Source organism: Streptomyces sp. NPDC055815 (genome assembly GCF_053616475.1).
In genome coordinates, this window is the sequence record NZ_JBSHDU010000010.1 from 1 (window position 1) to 14,461 (window position 14,461).

Annotated in this window: 15 protein-coding genes; 7 read left to right on the forward strand and 8 right to left on the reverse strand. The window is 71.7% G+C overall.

All coding sequences use genetic code 11. The features are described 5' to 3' along the window. Positions 1-151 precede the first annotated feature (151 nt). Both ACWGN5_RS09490 and ACWGN5_RS09495 read left to right on the forward strand, forming a co-directional pair. Positions 152-514: a zinc ribbon domain-containing protein YjdM gene (locus ACWGN5_RS09490; RefSeq protein ID WP_453512879.1), complete on the forward strand. Its 363-nt coding sequence runs from the start codon at positions 152-154 to the stop codon at positions 512-514. A gap of 101 nt (positions 515-615) precedes the next feature. Then, on the forward strand, positions 616-1,326 hold the full coding sequence (locus ACWGN5_RS09495; RefSeq protein ID WP_453512880.1) for a hypothetical protein: 711 nt from the start codon (positions 616-618) through the stop codon (positions 1,324-1,326). 92 nt (positions 1,327-1,418) lie between these two features. Here ACWGN5_RS09495 and ACWGN5_RS09500 read toward each other — a convergent pair whose 3' ends face one another. From ACWGN5_RS09500 to ACWGN5_RS09510, 3 genes are all read right to left on the reverse strand, one after another. After that, positions 1,419-2,129, reverse strand: coding sequence for a class I SAM-dependent methyltransferase (locus ACWGN5_RS09500; protein ID WP_453512881.1), 711 nt, complete (start codon positions 2,127-2,129; stop codon positions 1,419-1,421). A 96-nt stretch (positions 2,130-2,225) separates the two neighbouring features. Continuing rightward, positions 2,226-2,732, reverse strand: coding sequence for a hypothetical protein (locus ACWGN5_RS09505; RefSeq protein WP_453512882.1), 507 nt, complete (start codon positions 2,730-2,732; stop codon positions 2,226-2,228). After that, positions 2,726-3,157, reverse strand: a complete 432-nt coding sequence (locus ACWGN5_RS09510) for an ATP-binding protein (protein ID WP_453512884.1) — start codon at positions 3,155-3,157, stop codon at positions 2,726-2,728. The genes ACWGN5_RS09505 and ACWGN5_RS09510 overlap by 7 nt, the downstream gene beginning before the upstream one ends. 271 nt (positions 3,158-3,428) lie before the next feature. Between ACWGN5_RS09510 and ACWGN5_RS09515 the strand changes: the two genes are divergently transcribed. The 3 genes from ACWGN5_RS09515 to ACWGN5_RS09525 all read left to right on the forward strand — a co-directional run bounded on the left by ACWGN5_RS09515 (position 3,429) and on the right by ACWGN5_RS09525 (position 5,422). Beyond that, positions 3,429-4,304 carry a helix-turn-helix domain-containing protein gene (locus ACWGN5_RS09515; RefSeq protein WP_453512887.1) on the forward strand — a complete coding sequence of 292 codons (876 nt, stop codon included), beginning with the start codon at positions 3,429-3,431 and terminating at the stop codon, positions 4,302-4,304. Next, the gene (locus ACWGN5_RS09520) at positions 4,305-4,541 is read left to right on the forward strand and encodes a DUF397 domain-containing protein (protein WP_015037566.1); all 237 of its coding nucleotides are present in this window, start codon (positions 4,305-4,307) and stop codon (positions 4,539-4,541) included. Between the two features lie 74 nt (positions 4,542-4,615). Further along, a complete protein-coding gene (locus ACWGN5_RS09525) occupies positions 4,616-5,422 on the forward strand; it encodes an SAM-dependent methyltransferase (RefSeq protein WP_453512889.1) in 807 nt (268 codons plus the stop codon). A 61-nt stretch (positions 5,423-5,483) separates the two neighbouring features. Here the strand turns inward: ACWGN5_RS09525 and ACWGN5_RS09530 are convergent, their stop codons facing one another. Together ACWGN5_RS09530 and ACWGN5_RS09535 are read right to left on the reverse strand one after the other, a co-directional pair. Continuing rightward, positions 5,484-7,373, reverse strand: a complete 1,890-nt coding sequence (locus ACWGN5_RS09530) for a M64 family metallopeptidase (RefSeq protein ID WP_453512891.1) — start codon at positions 7,371-7,373, stop codon at positions 5,484-5,486. 73 nt (positions 7,374-7,446) lie between these two features. Beyond that, positions 7,447-8,799: a 6-phospho-beta-glucosidase gene (locus ACWGN5_RS09535; protein ID WP_453512893.1), complete on the reverse strand. Its 1,353-nt coding sequence runs from the start codon at positions 8,797-8,799 to the stop codon at positions 7,447-7,449. Between the two features lie 114 nt (positions 8,800-8,913). On the opposite strand from ACWGN5_RS09535, the gene ACWGN5_RS09540 reads away from it, so the two are divergent. Next, positions 8,914-9,357 carry a YchJ family protein gene (locus ACWGN5_RS09540; RefSeq protein ID WP_453512895.1) on the forward strand — a complete coding sequence of 148 codons (444 nt, stop codon included), beginning with the start codon at positions 8,914-8,916 and terminating at the stop codon, positions 9,355-9,357. An 8-nt stretch (positions 9,358-9,365) separates the two neighbouring features. Here the strand turns inward: ACWGN5_RS09540 and ACWGN5_RS09545 are convergent, their stop codons facing one another. The 3 genes from ACWGN5_RS09545 to ACWGN5_RS09555 form a co-directional block, all read right to left on the reverse strand. Further along, the gene (locus ACWGN5_RS09545; protein ID WP_453512898.1) at positions 9,366-11,459 is read right to left on the reverse strand and encodes an MDR family MFS transporter; all 2,094 of its coding nucleotides are present in this window, start codon (positions 11,457-11,459) and stop codon (positions 9,366-9,368) included. Positions 11,460-11,523: 64 nt separating this feature from the next. Next, positions 11,524-11,718 carry a hypothetical protein gene (locus ACWGN5_RS09550; protein WP_453513147.1) on the reverse strand — a complete coding sequence of 65 codons (195 nt, stop codon included), beginning with the start codon at positions 11,716-11,718 and terminating at the stop codon, positions 11,524-11,526. Between the two features lie 547 nt (positions 11,719-12,265). After that, positions 12,266-13,324: an ATP-dependent DNA ligase gene (locus ACWGN5_RS09555; protein ID WP_453512901.1), complete on the reverse strand. Its 1,059-nt coding sequence runs from the start codon at positions 13,322-13,324 to the stop codon at positions 12,266-12,268. A 52-nt stretch (positions 13,325-13,376) separates the two neighbouring features. Here ACWGN5_RS09555 and ligD point away from each other — a divergent pair, with 52 nt between their 5' ends. Further along, a complete protein-coding gene (gene ligD, locus ACWGN5_RS09560) occupies positions 13,377-14,405 on the forward strand; it encodes a non-homologous end-joining DNA ligase (protein ID WP_453512904.1) in 1,029 nt (342 codons plus the stop codon). Positions 14,406-14,461: the final 56 nt, after the last annotated feature.

Here is a 14,461-nt window from a genome sequence, read left to right on the forward strand (position 1 = left end):
TTGTGCCCTTTATGGGGCGGGGGGGTTCAAGCCCCCCCTCGGACACCACACGAAAGTGCCGGTCGATCTCGAATCGACCGGCACTTTCGCGTTATCCACAGATAGGGATTCGTCCGAGATCAGAGGGGCGGACGGCACCTATCCTGGGGGAGTGAACGAGAACATTCCCCCTTGCCCCCAGTGCTCCAGCGAGTACACGTACGAGATGAACAATCTGGTGGTGTGCCCGGAGTGCGGCCACGAGTGGGTCCCCGCCGCCGAGGACACCACCGGCTCCGCCGACGCCCCCGGTGAGCGCGTGATCAAGGACGCCGTCGGCAACGTGCTCAGCGACGGCGACACCGTGACCGTCGTCAAGGCACTCAAGGTCAAGGGCAACCCGTCCGGCATCAAGGCCGGCACCAAGGTCCGCAACATCCGCCTGGTCGACGGCGTCGACGGCCACGACATCGACTGCCGCATCGACGGCTTCGGTGCGATGCAGCTCAAGTCGAGTGTGGTCAAGAAGGCCTGACGCGCCCCCGCCGTCCTCGGTCGCACTCACCGCGCGGGGGGCCCGCCGCCGTCCTACGCTGAGGTGATCGTGCGTCGCCCACCGAGCGGCGGAGGCATCCCATGGCCGACGGCACCGACGGCAGCACCCCCTCAGGACCTCCCCCTTCCGGTCCACCCTCCGGGCCCCTGAGCGGCCCGCCCCCGCGGAGGTCCTCGGGGAGGTGGCCCCTCCTTGCCGTACTGATCGGCGGGATCGGCTTCATCGTGGGCCTGGTCGGCATCCTCATGGGTGCGGGGGTCTTCGACGGCGGTGGGCGGGCCGCGGGGGAGACCCCGGGACCGGCGTCACCCTCGACGCCCGCATCGCGGAGTACCGGGACCACTCCACCTCCCGCACCGACAGCTCCGACAGCTCTGACCTCCGTCGACCGTGCGCACGCCTTCGGCGAGACGCAGAAGTACGCGGACGGGGTCGAGGTGACGGTGTCCGCGCCGAGGACCTTCTCGCCTTCGCAGGGTGCATCGGGGCACAAGGCGGGGTACACGGCCGTGGTGGTGGACGTGGCCGTACGGAACGGCACCGGCGAGCGGATCGACCTCGGGAACCTCGTGGTGACAGGGCGGGACGCGGAGGGCCGGGAGCTCGCGCGCGTCTTCGACGCCGAGCCGCCGCCCGTGCTCGGGCTGCACGGCACCCTGCTTGCCGGGCGCAAGGCTGTCGGCGGGTACGGCTTCGACCTGCCGCCCGGTGCGGCGATGGAGGTCGACATGGAGGTCGGCATCGGTTCCGACGGCAGACCCTCCGCCTTCTGGAGCGGTCGGATCCCCTGACGTGACGCGATTCCGCCTCGTGGAGCGGTCCGATTCCCCGACGTGCCGCCTTTCCGCCTCGTGGAGTGGTCGGATTCCCCGACGTGACGCCCCTACGCCTTCCGCGCCACCACCAGCCTGCAGTGTGGGCTGCCGTCCTCCCGGCGGCCCAGGGGTTCCAGGGGGGTGTGGGTGACCTCGAAGCCCGAGGCTTCCAGGCGGGTGCGGACGTCCGGGAGGCGGAAGGTGCGGTAGTACATGACGAACGGGGGGCGCCAGACGGCGTTTCTCAGGCGCATCGCCGTGTCGAAGCCCCACAGGGTCCAGTAGAGGCGGGAGCCCACCGGGGGTGGGGCGGGGAGGGGGAAGGCGAAGGTGCCGCCGGGGCGGAGGGCGGCGTGGACCTGGGTGAAGAGGGTGCGCTGGGCGGTCGGGAGGAAGTGGCCGAAGGCGCCGAAGCTGACCGCCAGGTCGAAGACCGGGGCGAAGGGGAGCGCCAGGGCGTCGGCGCGGATCAGGTCGGCGGTCGGGTGGGTGTTCCGGGCCCGGGTGAGCATGCCCGTACTGAAGTCGACGCCCGTGACGCGGCCCGCGCAGACGGAGCGGAGGACGTCGAGGCCGGCGCCGGTTCCGCAGCAGACGTCGAGGCCGGAGTCGAAGGGACCGAGGGTTTCCAGGGTGTCGGCGACGGCGGTGAGGAGCCGGTCGGAGGTGCGGAACGGGGTCGCGTCGAACTTGCTCGCGAGCAGGTCGTAGCCGTGCTCGACCGAGGAGAGGGCCTGGACGGTCAGCTCGCGGAGGCTGGGACCCTGCGGGGTGAACATGGCATCGAGCCTAGGGGTTTCCCGCCGGTCACGCGGGGGCTCGGGGCGAAGACGCCTCTGTCGGGTGATGCCTGGTGCGGCCACGCACCGTAGGGGTCAGAGTGCGCTGCGTACCGGTGGGGCCGGCCACGAGGGGGCGGTGCCCGTCAGCTGGCAGACGAGGAGGTAGAGGGGGATCGGCGGGGTGTAGGGGGAGGTGCCGTCGGGGTGGTGGATGAGGCGGGGGCCGCGGTCCGGGATCTCGGCGCCGGGGGCGTAGCAGGCGGGCAGGGGCCAGGTGAGGTCGTGGTCGGAGCCGGCGGGGACGAGCCACCACCACCAGTCGGAGTCGGCGTAGATGCAGCCCTTGGCGGGGAGCCGGGAGAGGATCTTGAAGCCGAAGCGGGCGGGGACGCCGACGGCGTCGCAGCCGAGGCCGGTGTGGAGTCCGGCGGGGACGGTGAGGCGGGTGGCGCCGAGTTCTCCTGCCCGGGTGCGGGTGCGGAGGGATTCCGGTGAGCGGCGTTGGGCCGGGACGGCGGTGTCGCCGGAGCGGAGGGCCGGGCGGCCGGTGGGGTCGGGGGACCTGAGGCTGCGCGGGATGATGCGGAGGGACCTCAGCACGGTTCCCCCATGCCGTGGGCGAGTTCCGCCCAGACGATCTGTGCGGTGCCGTGGCCGGTGCGGTCGGCGCCCCAGGCGCTGCAGAGCGCGTCGACGATGAGGAGTCCGCGGCCGCGTTCCTCCTCGCCGCAGTCGCGTATGCGGGGGTCGGCGGGGCCGCCCTCGTCCCGTACGGCTATGCGCAGGGTCTCCTCGCCTTCGCGGAGTTCGCAGACGATGCGGTCGCTCGCGGTGTGCACGACGGCGTTGGTGACGAGTTCGGAGACGACGAGGGCGACGGTGTCGCGTATGTCGGGGCCGCAGCCCCAGAGGATGAGTCGTTCCTCGGCGAGTCTGCGGGCGCGGGCGACGGAGGAGGTGAGGGCCGGGAGCTCGAAGGCGAAGCGGCGGACGGGATCGGTGTGCTGCTGTGGGCGCTGGGCCATGACCCGAGGGGCTCGAGGGCTCATGAGACCTGAGGGCTGCGCGTTACCAGAAGCCACGACCGGTTCCTCACAACAGTGGGCAGGGCTGCCGTACGGCGCTGTCGCCGTGGCGCGGTGGCGCACGGCGGCAGCGTGTACTGGTTCACCGGAACACTGTCCTCCTGAGTCGGACACTTGGCAAGTGGCACTCTGGAAATTGCAGAGTGCTGTGTTCTCTCTGGCCCGGTCTCGTGGCACACTCGTCGAAACAGTGCGTCGGGGAGGTCTGAGAGTGAGCGAGCCGCGGTCCGCCCCGACGGTGGGACAGGTCGTTCTCGGAAGGCGTCTGCAGGACCTGCGCGAGCGGGCCGGCATGAAGCGGGAAGAGGCGGCGAAGATCCTGCGGGTGGCCCCGGCCACCGTCCGGCGGATGGAGACCGCCGAGGTCGCGCTGAAGATTCCGTACGTGCAGCTCCTGTTGAAGGAGTACGGGATCACGGACTCCGAGGCCGAGGGCTTCGTCGCCCTCGCGGAGGAGGCCAACCTCCCCGGCTGGTGGCAGCGGTTCCACGACGTGCTGCCCGGCTGGTTCTCCATGTACGTCAGCCTGGAGGGGGCCGCGAGCCTCATCCGGGCCTATGAACCCCAGTTCGTCCCCGGTCTGCTCCAGACCGAGGAGTACGCCCGCGCCATTCTGCGCAGCGGGGCGGTCGGTGCCGGCAGCGATGCCGGCAAGGACGAGGACGCCGAGCGCCATGTAGCCCTGCGGATGGAGCGCCAGTCCCTGCTGACCAGGGACGACGCCCCGAAGTTCTGGGTGATCATGGACGAGACGGTGTTCCGCCGGCCGGTCGGCGACGGGCCCGAGGTGATGCGCGACCAGCTCGACCGGCTGCTCGAAGCGTCAGAGCTGCCGAACGTCACCCTGCAGATCGCGGAGTTCGCGTCCGGCCACCATCCCGGCACCTACGGGCCGTTCGTCCTCTTCCGCTTCGCCATGCCCGAACTCCCGGACATGGTCTACAGCGAGTACCTGACCGGCGCCGTCTACCTCGACGCGCGTCCCGAGGTGGCATCCCACCTGGAGGTCATGGACCGCATGGCGGCGCAGGCCGCGACTGCACAACGCACGAAGGAGATTCTCCGGAATCTCCGCAAGGAGCTGTGAATGGATCGCATATACAACGGCATGCCCGCCGCTGAGCTCGGTGCCGAGGGTTGGCACAAGCCCTGGAGCGGCGGGAACGGGGGCAACTGCGTGGAGGCCATGAAGCTGGCCGACGGCAGAGTCGCCGTGCGACAGTCCGCAGACCCTGAAGGACCAGCGCTCATCTACACCCACGGGGAGATCGCCGCTTTCATCCAGGGCGCCAAATCCGGCCAGGCTGACTTTCTGCTCACCTGACCTCTTCCGTCCCACCCCTACCATCGCGTAACTCTTGTTGTAGTGCCACCCGTTCGACCCGACCAGGAGAGCCGATGACCCAGGACCCCGCATCCGTGAGGATCGACACCAGCAAGCCGCATCCCGCGCGGATGTACGACTGGTTCCTGGGCGGCAAGGACAACTACCCGGTCGACGAGGCGATGGCACGCCAGCTGCTCACCGTCGACGCCCGGGGCCGGGACATGGCCCGGGTCAACCGGGCCTTCATGCACCGGGCCATCCGCTGGCTCAGCGCCCACGGCGTCCGCCAGTACCTGGACGTCGGCACGGGCATCCCGACCGAGCCCAACCTGCACCAGATCGCGCAGGAGGCCGCGCCGGAGTCCCGCATCGTCTACTGCGACAACGACCCGATCGTGCTCGCGCACGCGGCCGCCCTGCTGCGCTCGACCCCGGAGGGGGCCACCGAGTACATCCAGGCGGACGCCCGCGAGCCCGAGATCATCCTCGAAAGGGCCGGAAAGGTCCTTGATTTCGACCAGCCCATCGCGCTGTCGATGCTCGCCCTGCTGCACTTCGTGGGGGACGAGGACGGCGCGTACGAACTGGTCTCCAAGATCGTCGACAAGCTCGCGCCGGGCAGCTACCTCGTCCTCTCCCATGTCACCGGGGACTTCGACCCCGAGGGCGCGGCGAAGGCGAGCGCCATGTACAAGGCGCGCGGGCTGACCCTGCGGCCCCGCTCGCGCGACGAGCTGGCCGCGTTCTTCGAGGGCCTGGAGTTCGTCGAGCCCGGGGTCTCGCTCACCGCCGAATGGCATCCGGAGCTGGGCGAGCCCGTCCCGGTCCAGGGCGACGACCCCATCCCGGGGTGGGCCGCGGTGGCCCGCAAGCCCTGACCCGATCCGCGTACGAGAGGGGCCCGTCGACACCGTCGGCGGGCCCCTCTTCTTGGGACGGCTACGGCTCCACCAGCGTCACCAGGAAGCTCCGTGCTCGGCCGGTGTTCCCGGCCGCGTCGATCGTGCGGTACTCGACGGTGTGCGTGCCGTAGTCGGGGGTCGCGTCGTCCCACGGCACCGCCCGGCTCCGCCCCAGCTTCCCGTACACGAGGTCGTCGATCACCGTGCCGCCCGGCGAGAAGCGGAACGGTGCGCCGGCGTCCGTCGGCCAGCCGTAGTACGTGTACCAGCCGTCGCCGTCGACCCGGAACTGGCTGACGACGGCTCCGTCCCGGTCGTCCCGCGCGGTCAGCCGCATCGTGAACGCGTCGTCGTAGACGTACTCCACCGGCCGTCCGGGACGCCGGACCGTGCGCAGCGGCTCGGACAGTTCGTACTTGGCGGTGGCGGGGAGGGCGTCCACCGTCCAGCTCAACTCCTCGTCCGTGCCCGGGATGCGCGCGGTCAGCGTGTGCGTGCCGGGGGTGACGGGGAGCGCGCCCAGGTTCAGATCACGGTCGTTGCGGCCGTACGTGGAGACCGGCCGCCCGTCCAGGCGCCAGCGCACGCCGGGGGTGCCGTCGGTTGTGTGGGTGGTGTCCGCGTGGACGACGCCGCGGGCGCCGACGGGTGAGCCGGTCGGGGTGTGCCCGGTGAATACGGGCTCCTCCGGGCCCCGCACCGTGGTCAGCGCGGGGTCCACCGTCCACGTCACCGTCCGGGTGAGTGCCGCCGAGCCGCGGACCGCCGGGTCGCGGACGAAGGGCGTCGGGTCGGTGACCGTCGCCGTCAGGGTGTGCGGGCCGGGGGAGACCCGCAGGGGCCGCAGGTCGACGGTGCGGGCGCCGCCGGTGTCGAGGGCCTGACCGTCCAGCTTCCAGGTGACGGCGAGCGCGCCGCCCACCGGGTGCAGGGTGTCCACCCACACCGCGCGGTCCGCCCCGATCGGCGCCGTGTTCGGGGTGTGGTCCTGCACGAGGTTCACCTTCGCGGAGATCGCCCGGACCATCACCTCGCGTTCCACCTGGTCGAAGGCGTAGCCGAGGGTCTTCATGAGGGAGTGGCGGCTCGGGCGCCAGACGCCCTTCGTGCTGTACATGCCGCCCTCGTGGCGGCCGATGACCCCGCCGGACTCGCTGGTCTCGCCGAGCCAGCGCCACCACTTGGCCCGCTGCTCCCGCATCTGGCGTTCCGTCAGGAGCGTGTGGTGTACGGAGGAGGGCTCGGGGCCTTCGTAGGCCGCGCCCGGGACGCCGCGCGCGTAGTAGTCGTACTCGTCCTGGAGGCCGCCGAGCGAATGCCCTATCTCGTGCGGGGTGATGAGCGAGGAGAGGGCGTTGCCGCCGGAGGCCGTGGCGTAACTCCCGCCCGCGCCGCCGTAGGTGGAGCTGTGGGCGAGGGCGACGATCTGACGGTTGGCGCGGCTCGTGCCGGGGACGAGGTCGGCGAGCGCGGCGGCCTTCCGGCTGTCGACGGTGAGCAGCCGCTGCACGCTGTCCGGGTCGCAGCCGCCCCAGAAGCCCATGTCGAGGGCGGTGTCGCGGGCGGGTGCGGTGAGGCCCGGGTCGCAGTCGACGCCGGACTCCGCCGAAGGTGCCTCCACCGCCCACACGTTGATGTACGAGCGGTAGGAGGCGAAGGGCTCGATGCTCCACAGGGTGTTCAGGTGCCGTTCCAGGTCCGCGCGGAAGGCCGGCATCTCGGCGGCGGTGTAGCCGTCGCCCAGGAACACCAGGTTGAACCGGCGGTCGGCGGGCCCGGTGGTCTGCACGGGGACGACCGCCGGCCCCTCACCGGGCGTGGGTGTCCCGGCGGCCGCCGGGGCTGTTCCCAGCAGGCCGGCGGCCAGCAGACAGACCGCGGCGAGGCGCGCCGCAGCACGTCGAACTCCCTTGCGCTGTGAGGTCATGGGGCGCGAGCCTAGGCCGCGCCCCCTGCCTCGTAAAGATGTTCGTCAGTCGTCTGTTCGCCGCCCGGTCGTCTCAGCTTCGGAGCCAGGACAGGCCCGGATGCTCCGCCGTGTAGCCCTCCACGAGGCGGCGCGCCACCGCCACCGAGTCCACCAGGGGGTGCAGGGCGAAGGCCTTGACGGCCGTGGCCCGCGAGCCGCTGTCCACGGCGGCGAGGACCTCGCGCTCCACCGCCTTCACCGCGGTGACCAGGCCGACGGCGTGGTACGGGAGGGGGGCCACCGACACCGGGTGGGCGCCGTTCGCGTCCACGAGGCACGGCACCTCGATCACCGCGTCCGCGTCGAGCACGGAGAGCGTCGAGCCGTTGCGGACGTTGAGGATGAGGGTGGTCCGCTCGTCCCGGGCGATCGCCCGCATGAGCGCGAGCGCCACCTTCTCGTAGCCGCCCGACTCCAGGTCCTCCTCGTCGCGTTCCCCGATCCCGGCGGCGTCCCGGTTGGCGGCCATGTAGGTGGCCTCGCGGTCGGCGAGCGTACGGTGCCAGGTGTCGAGGGCGGTGGTGCCGGGAGGGGCCGGCTTGCTCATCTCCTCGTAGAAGGCGCCCTGTTGGTCGCGCAGATACGCCCCGCGCGTCCGCTCGGCCGTCCGGTAGGCGTGCACCGCCTCCCGGTTGAAGTAGTAGTAGTGCAGGTACTCGTTGGGGATCGCGCCCAGCGAGCGCAGCCACTCCGGGCCGAACAGCCGGCCCTCCTCGAAGGAGCCGAGCTTCTCCTCGTCGGCGAGCAGCCGCGGCAGCACGTCCTGTCCGCCGACCCGCAGCCCGCGCAGCCAGCCCAGGTGGTTGAGGCCCACGTAGTCGATCCAGGCCTCGTCCGGGTGCGCGCCCAGGACGCGGGCGACCCGGCGGCCGAGGCCCACGGGGGAGTCGCAGATGCCGACGACCCGGCCGCCGAGCACCCGGGACATCGCCTCCGTGACGAGGCCCGCCGGGTTGGTGAAGTTGATGACCCAGGCGTCGGGGGCGAGTTCGGCGATCCTCCGGGCGATGCGTACGGCCACGGGCACGGTCCGAAGGCCGTACGCGATGCCGCCCGCGCCCACCGTCTCCTGGCCGAGCACGCCCTCGGCGAGCGCGATCCGCTCGTCGGCCGCGCGGCCCTCCAGACCGCCGACCCGGATCGCGGAGAACACGAAGTCCGCCCCGCGCAACGCCTCGTCCAGGTCCGTCGTCGCCGTCACCGCCGGCGCGTGCGGCACCCCCTCCGCCTGGTCGGCGAGGACCCGCGCGATGGCCGAGAGCCGGCCCTCGTCGAGGTCGTACAGGGTGACGTGGGTGACCCGCCCCTCGGCGTGGTCGCCGAGGAGCGCGCCGTACACCAGCGGCACCCGGAATCCGCCGCCTCCGAGAATCGTCAGTTTCATGTGCGTACGCTACTCGGGCGGGCCCGCTGAGCAGGGGGATTCCGGACCGCCGTCCACGGCGGCGTCCACATGCCGGGCGTCCCCGCCCCGCCGGGGGTGGGGGACAATGGCGCCATGTCCCGACGCAAGACCCGCCCCCGTACGTCCCCGGCCGCACCCGCCCCCGCCGTGACCGCGGCCTCCCCCTGCCCCTGCGGACTCGACGCCGCGTACGGCGCGTGCTGCGGCCGGTTCCACGCGGGCACCGCCACGGCACCCACCGCCGAGCTCCTCATGCGCTCGCGCTACAGCGCCTTCGTCGTCCGCGACGAGGCGTATCTGCTGCGCACCTGGGCGCCGGAGACCCGGCCGGGCGAGGTCGACTTCGACCCGGGGATGCGCTGGTCCGGCCTGGAGATCGAGGAGACCGGCCAGGGCACCGCCTTCCACCAGCACGGCACCGTCACCTTCACGGCCCGCTACGTCCACGACGGCGAACCCGGCACCCTCCACGAACGAAGCCGCTTCGCCCGCCACGAGGGCGCCTGGGTGTACGTGGACGGCGACTTCATCGAGTAGCGGCCGGCTCAGCGCGCGCCCACGCCTGCCGTCACGCGCCCCCGGGGAAGCCCGCTCGCCAGGTCCTCGGCGACGATCTTCTTGGCGATGGCGTCCGTCGCCACCCGCAGCTCGGGGCCGGTGGGGCGGCCGCGTTCCTGGGCGACGACGTCGGAGAGCCACTCGCCCCAGGCGTGGGTGATGACCTCCGCCTCGCGCTTGCCGGCCGTCGTGTGGGAGAGAAGGTTGCCGTCGCGGGTGAGGTAGCCCTCGTCGACCATCCGGTCGAAGACCGGGAGGAGCACCTCGGGCGGCACCCGGCGGCCGGCCGAGATCAGGCCGAGGCTGGCGTGCCCGACGGTCCGGGTGAAGAGTTCGACCTGCATCACCGCCCAGGCGCCCGCCGTGTCGAGCCGGGTGTCGGACGCGGCGACGATCGTCCGGGCCGTGTCGTAGTCGGTGCGGCGCAGGATGCGGCCGACGGCCAGTTCGAGGAGCTTCTCCGAGTCGCCGGACATGGTGGGGGAGCCGAAGCCCTCGCCCATGTCGGGGGCGGCGGAGCGGGCCGAGTCGCGCAGCTCCACCTGCTTGAGGAAGAGGGCGACGACGAAGCCGACGGCCGCGACCGGCACCGTCCAGAGGAAGACGGTGTGCAGGGTGTCCGCGTACGCCTGGACGATCGGCTCGGCGATCCGGTCCGGGAGTCTGTGCAGGCCGGCGGGGCTCTGCGCGGCCTGCGGGATCACGGCCGGGTTCACGCCGAGGCTCCTGGCGATCGTGCCGGCCTCGACGATGCCCGACGCGAGGTTGGGCTTGAGGGAGTTGGCGTAGATCGTGCCGAAGACGGCGGTGCCGAAGGAGCTGCCGAGGGTGCGGAAGAAGGTGACGCCGGAGGTGGCGGTGCCGAGGTCGGCGTAGTCGACGGTGTTCTGCACGGCGATCGTCAGGACCTGCATGCACAGGCCGATGCCGACGCCGAGCACGAACATGTACAGCGACTCCAGCCAGGTGCCGGTGTCGGGCCCCATGAGGGAGAGCAGGAAGAGGCCGACGCCCATCACCAGACAGCCGACGATGGGGAAGACCCGGTAGTGGCCGGTCTTGCTGACGACGTTGCCGCTGAAGATGGAGGCGATCAGCAGGCCGATGACCATGGGCAGCGTGCGGATCCCGGACATCGTGGCCGATTCCCCGTCGACGTACTGCAGATATGTCGGCAGGAAGGTCATGGCGCCGAGCATGGCGAAGCCGACGACGAAGCTGAGCACGGAGCAGACCGTGAAGACGGGGTTCCCGAAGAGCCGCATGGGCAGCATGGGTTCGGCCGCCCGGGTCTCCGCCCAGCAGAACAGCGCCAGCGCGACGAGACCGCCCGCGAAGAGCCCGATGATGACGCCGGAGCCCCAGGCGTACTCGTTGCCGCCCCAACTGGTCGCCAGGATCAGGGCGCTGGAGCCGATCGCCACCAGGGCGATGCCGAGGTAGTCGATGACCGGCCGGCTCGCCGAGCGCACCGAGGGGATCGTCCGGGCGGCGGCGATCACGACCAGGATCGCGATCGGCACGTTCACGTAGAACGCCCAGCGCCAGCTCGCGTGGTCGGTGAACAGCCCGCCGAGGAGCGGGCCGATCACGGTCGAGACACCGAACACGGCGCCGATCGCGCCCTGGTACTTGCCGCGTTCGCGCAGCGGGATCACATCGGCGATCAGCGCCATCGAGGTGACCATGAGACCGCCGGCGCCGATGCCCTGGAGGCCGCGCCACACGATGAGCAGCGTCATGTTCGTGGCGAGCCCGCACAGGAACGAGCCGGTGATGAAGACGACCGCGGAGATCTGGAAGATCACCTTGCGGCCGAACAGGTCGCCGAACTTGCCGACGAGGACGGTCGCGACCGTCTCGGCGAGGAGGTACGAGGTGACCACCCACGACATGTGGGCGGCGCCGCCCAGGTCCGAGACGATCGTGGGCAGCGCGGTGCCGACGATCGTCTGGTCGAGGGCGGCGAGAAGGACGCCCAGCATGATCGTGCCGAAGACGATGTTGCGGCGGCGGCTGTCGAGCACGGGTGGCTCGGTGGCGGCCGAGGGCGCGGGCGCTGCGTCGCTGGTCGTGGTCACTCTCGCAGCGTCACACCGCCACCGCCCTCACGCATGCGGGGGACGGCCGAACAGGCGTAACCCGTCAGGGGGTGACGGGGAGCTTGGGGTGGTGCTTGGCGAGGATCTTGTTCGCCCGCGCGAGGGCGGCGAGGGCGTGCTCGCGGTCCGCCCGGTCCTCCGCGCACAGCGGCCCCCGGAAGCGGTACACCTCGCGCGCCGCGCAGTCCGCGTCGACCTCCGCCTGGAGGACGTGGATCGGCAGGCAGGCGCCGATCATCGCGGCCACGCTGTCGGGGATCGGTACGGGAACGAGGCGCGAGGGCGAGGTGATCACGGGTCAGTCCTAGTCGGTCCGGGGAGGGTACGGAAGGGTCTCCACTCCATACGTACCGGATCGCGGTACGGGTTCCGGTACGGCGATGTCGCGACCGCGCAACGGCGGCACGGGCCGCCGGACGAGCGGGCCGCTCGAACGCTGTTGCGCCGTGGCCGGCCCTCGCGGCGTTCCCGCAGGTACGGGGCAGGGCCGCGGTCGCCGTCCGGCGCACGGCCTCCGCACACCACCCCGAAACCGGGTCCGGGCGCGGGCGGTTCGGGCATGCCGAATGTGTGGCATCTCACGTTGCGCCGCGGCCGCCTCTCGGGACGGGGGACACCTACGTGAACTCGCCGGGGAGCCCGTACGGGACGGGGAGGTCTCCGTGAGGGTCGGCCAGGTCGTACGAGGACGGGGGACGGCTCCGTGAGGATCTTGGCCCACCTCGTACGGGATGGGGGAGCCCTCCGTGCGGATCTCGGCCGTTCCGTACGAGGACGGGGGTGCCCTACGTGAGGATTTCGGCCAGGTCGTACGAGACCGGCTCGTCCAGCTGTCCGTAGCCGCAGGACTCCGGCGTCCGGTCCGGGCGCCATCGCTTGAACTGTGCGGTGTGGCGGAAGCGGTCCCCCTCCATGTGGTCGTAGCCGACCTCGCAGACCCGCTCCGGCCGCAGCGCCACCCACGACAGGTCCTTCTTGCCCGACCACCGGCTCGGCGCCCCCGGCAGCCGGGCCCCCTCGTGCGCGGTCTCGTCCGTCCAGGCCGCCCACGGGTGCCCGTCCGGGGGGTCCATCCGGAGCGGCTCCAGTTCCTCGACGAGCTCGGCGCGGCGGGCGGCGGTGAAGGCCGCGCACACGCCGACGTGCTGGAGGACGCCCCGGTCGTCGTACAGGCCGAGCAGCAGCGAGCCGACCACAGGACCGCTCTTGTGGAAGCGGTATCCGGCCACGACGACATCGGCCGTCCGCTCGTGCTTGATCTTGTACATGAGGCGGGCGTCCGGCCGGTACGGCAGGTCGAGCGGCTTGGCGATCACCCCGTCGAGCCCGGCGCCCTCGTACTGCTCGAACCAACGCGCGGCGAGCTCGGGGTCCCGGGTCGCCGGCGCCAGATGGACCGGCGCGTCGACCCCGTCGAGGATCCGCTCCAGGGCCTCGCGGCGCTCGCTCAGCGGGGTGTCGAGCAGCGCCTCGTCCCCGAGGGCGAGCAGGTCGAAGGCGATGAACCGGGCCGGGGTCGTCTCCGCGAGCATCCGGACCCGGGAGTCCGCCGGATGGATCCGCTCGGAGAGCCGGTCGAAGTCGAGCCGCCCCTCGTGCTCGATCACGATCTCCCCGTCGACCACGCAGCGCTCCGGCAGCCGGGCCGCGAGCGCCTCGACCAGCTCGGGGAAGTAGCGGGTGAGCGGCTTGCCCGTACGGCTGCCGATGACCAGCTCCGGCCCGTCCCGGTGCACGATCGCGCGGAAGCCGTCCCACTTGGCCTCGTACTGCATCCCGGGCGGGATCCGCTTCACGGACTTCGCGAGCATCGGTTTCACGGGCGGCATCACCGGAAGATCCATGCGCCGATTGTCCGGTATGCGGGAGTTGTCGGCGAGCCCTAGGCTGACGGGCATGGCAGGCAAGGCGGCAGCGGTGGAACTCGAGGTCGGCGACCGGACCGTACGGGTCTCCAACCCCGACAAGGTGTACTTCCCCGAACCCGGCTACACCAAGATGGACCTCGTCCAGTACTACCTGGCCGTCGGCGACGGCGTCACCCGCGCCCTGCGGAACCGGCCCACCACCCTGGAGCGCTACCCCGACGGGGTGACCGGCGAGTCCTTCTTCCAGAAGCGCGCCCCGAAGTACCTGCCCGACTGGATCCCCACCGCCCACATCACCTTCCCCAGCGGCCGTTCCGCCGACGAGATGTGCCCCACCGAGCCGGCCGCCGTGCTCTGGGCGGCCAACCTCGGCGCCGTCACCTTCCACCCCTGGCCGGTACGCCGCGAGGACACCGACCACCCCGACGAACTGCGCATCGACCTCGACCCGCAGCCCGGCACGGACTACGCCGACGCCGTCCGTGCCGCGCACGAGCTGCGCGCGGTCCTCGACGAGCACGGACTGCGCGGCTGGCCGAAGACCTCGGGGGGCCGGGGCCTGCACGTCTTCGTGCCGATCCTCCCCGAGTGGACGTTCACCCAGGTCAGACGGGCCGCGATCGCCTGCGGCCGGGAGCTGGAGCGGCGGATGCCGGAGCGGGTCACGATCAAGTGGTGGAAGGAGGAGCGCGGCGAGCGGATCTTCGTCGACTACAACCAGACGGCCCGTGACCGCACGATCGCCTCCGCCTACTCCGTACGCCCCCGCCCGCACGCCCCGGTGTCGGCGCCGCTGCGGTGGGAGGAGATCGACGAGGCCGTGCCGCGGGACTTCGACATCAGGACGATGCCGGGCCGGTACGCGGAGTTCGGCGACGTCCACGCGGACATGGATGACGAGCGGTTCAGCCTGGAGTCGCTGCTCGAACTGGCCCGGCGGGACGAGGCGGAGCACGGTCTGGGCGACCTGCCGTACCCGCCGGAGTACCCGAAGATGCCGGGCGAGCCGAAGCGGGTGCAGCCGAGCCGGGCGAAGAAGCGGCCCACGGAGGAGTGAGGGCCGGCGGCGCTTCCGGGTGGGCGTCACCGGCCCTCGCCGCTCACCCTAAAACA

What these genes read in the sequence shown, in the direction of transcription:
- ACWGN5_RS09525 (WP_453512889.1), top strand. Translation starts at nt 4,616, where the DNA reads ATGACCCAGGACCCCGCATCCGTGAGGATCGACACCAGCAAGCCGCAT.
- ACWGN5_RS09495 (WP_453512880.1), top strand. Translation starts at nt 616, where the DNA reads ATGGCCGACGGCACCGACGGCAGCACCCCCTCAGGACCTCCCCCTTCC.
- ACWGN5_RS09540 (WP_453512895.1), top strand. Translation starts at nt 8,914, where the DNA reads ATGTCCCGACGCAAGACCCGCCCCCGTACGTCCCCGGCCGCACCCGCC.
- ligD (WP_453512904.1), top strand. Translation starts at nt 13,377, where the DNA reads ATGGCAGGCAAGGCGGCAGCGGTGGAACTCGAGGTCGGCGACCGGACC.
- ACWGN5_RS09510 (WP_453512884.1), bottom strand. Translation starts at nt 3,157, where the DNA reads ATGGCCCAGCGCCCACAGCAGCACACCGATCCCGTCCGCCGCTTCGCC.
- ACWGN5_RS09555 (WP_453512901.1), bottom strand. Translation starts at nt 13,324, where the DNA reads ATGGATCTTCCGGTGATGCCGCCCGTGAAACCGATGCTCGCGAAGTCC.
- ACWGN5_RS09550 (WP_453513147.1), bottom strand. Translation starts at nt 11,718, where the DNA reads ATGATCGGCGCCTGCCTGCCGATCCACGTCCTCCAGGCGGAGGTCGAC.
- ACWGN5_RS09535 (WP_453512893.1), bottom strand. Translation starts at nt 8,799, where the DNA reads ATGAAACTGACGATTCTCGGAGGCGGCGGATTCCGGGTGCCGCTGGTG.
- ACWGN5_RS09500 (WP_453512881.1), bottom strand. Translation starts at nt 2,129, where the DNA reads ATGTTCACCCCGCAGGGTCCCAGCCTCCGCGAGCTGACCGTCCAGGCC.
- ACWGN5_RS09530 (WP_453512891.1), bottom strand. Translation starts at nt 7,373, where the DNA reads ATGACCTCACAGCGCAAGGGAGTTCGACGTGCTGCGGCGCGCCTCGCC.
- ACWGN5_RS09520 (WP_015037566.1), top strand. Translation starts at nt 4,305, where the DNA reads ATGGATCGCATATACAACGGCATGCCCGCCGCTGAGCTCGGTGCCGAG.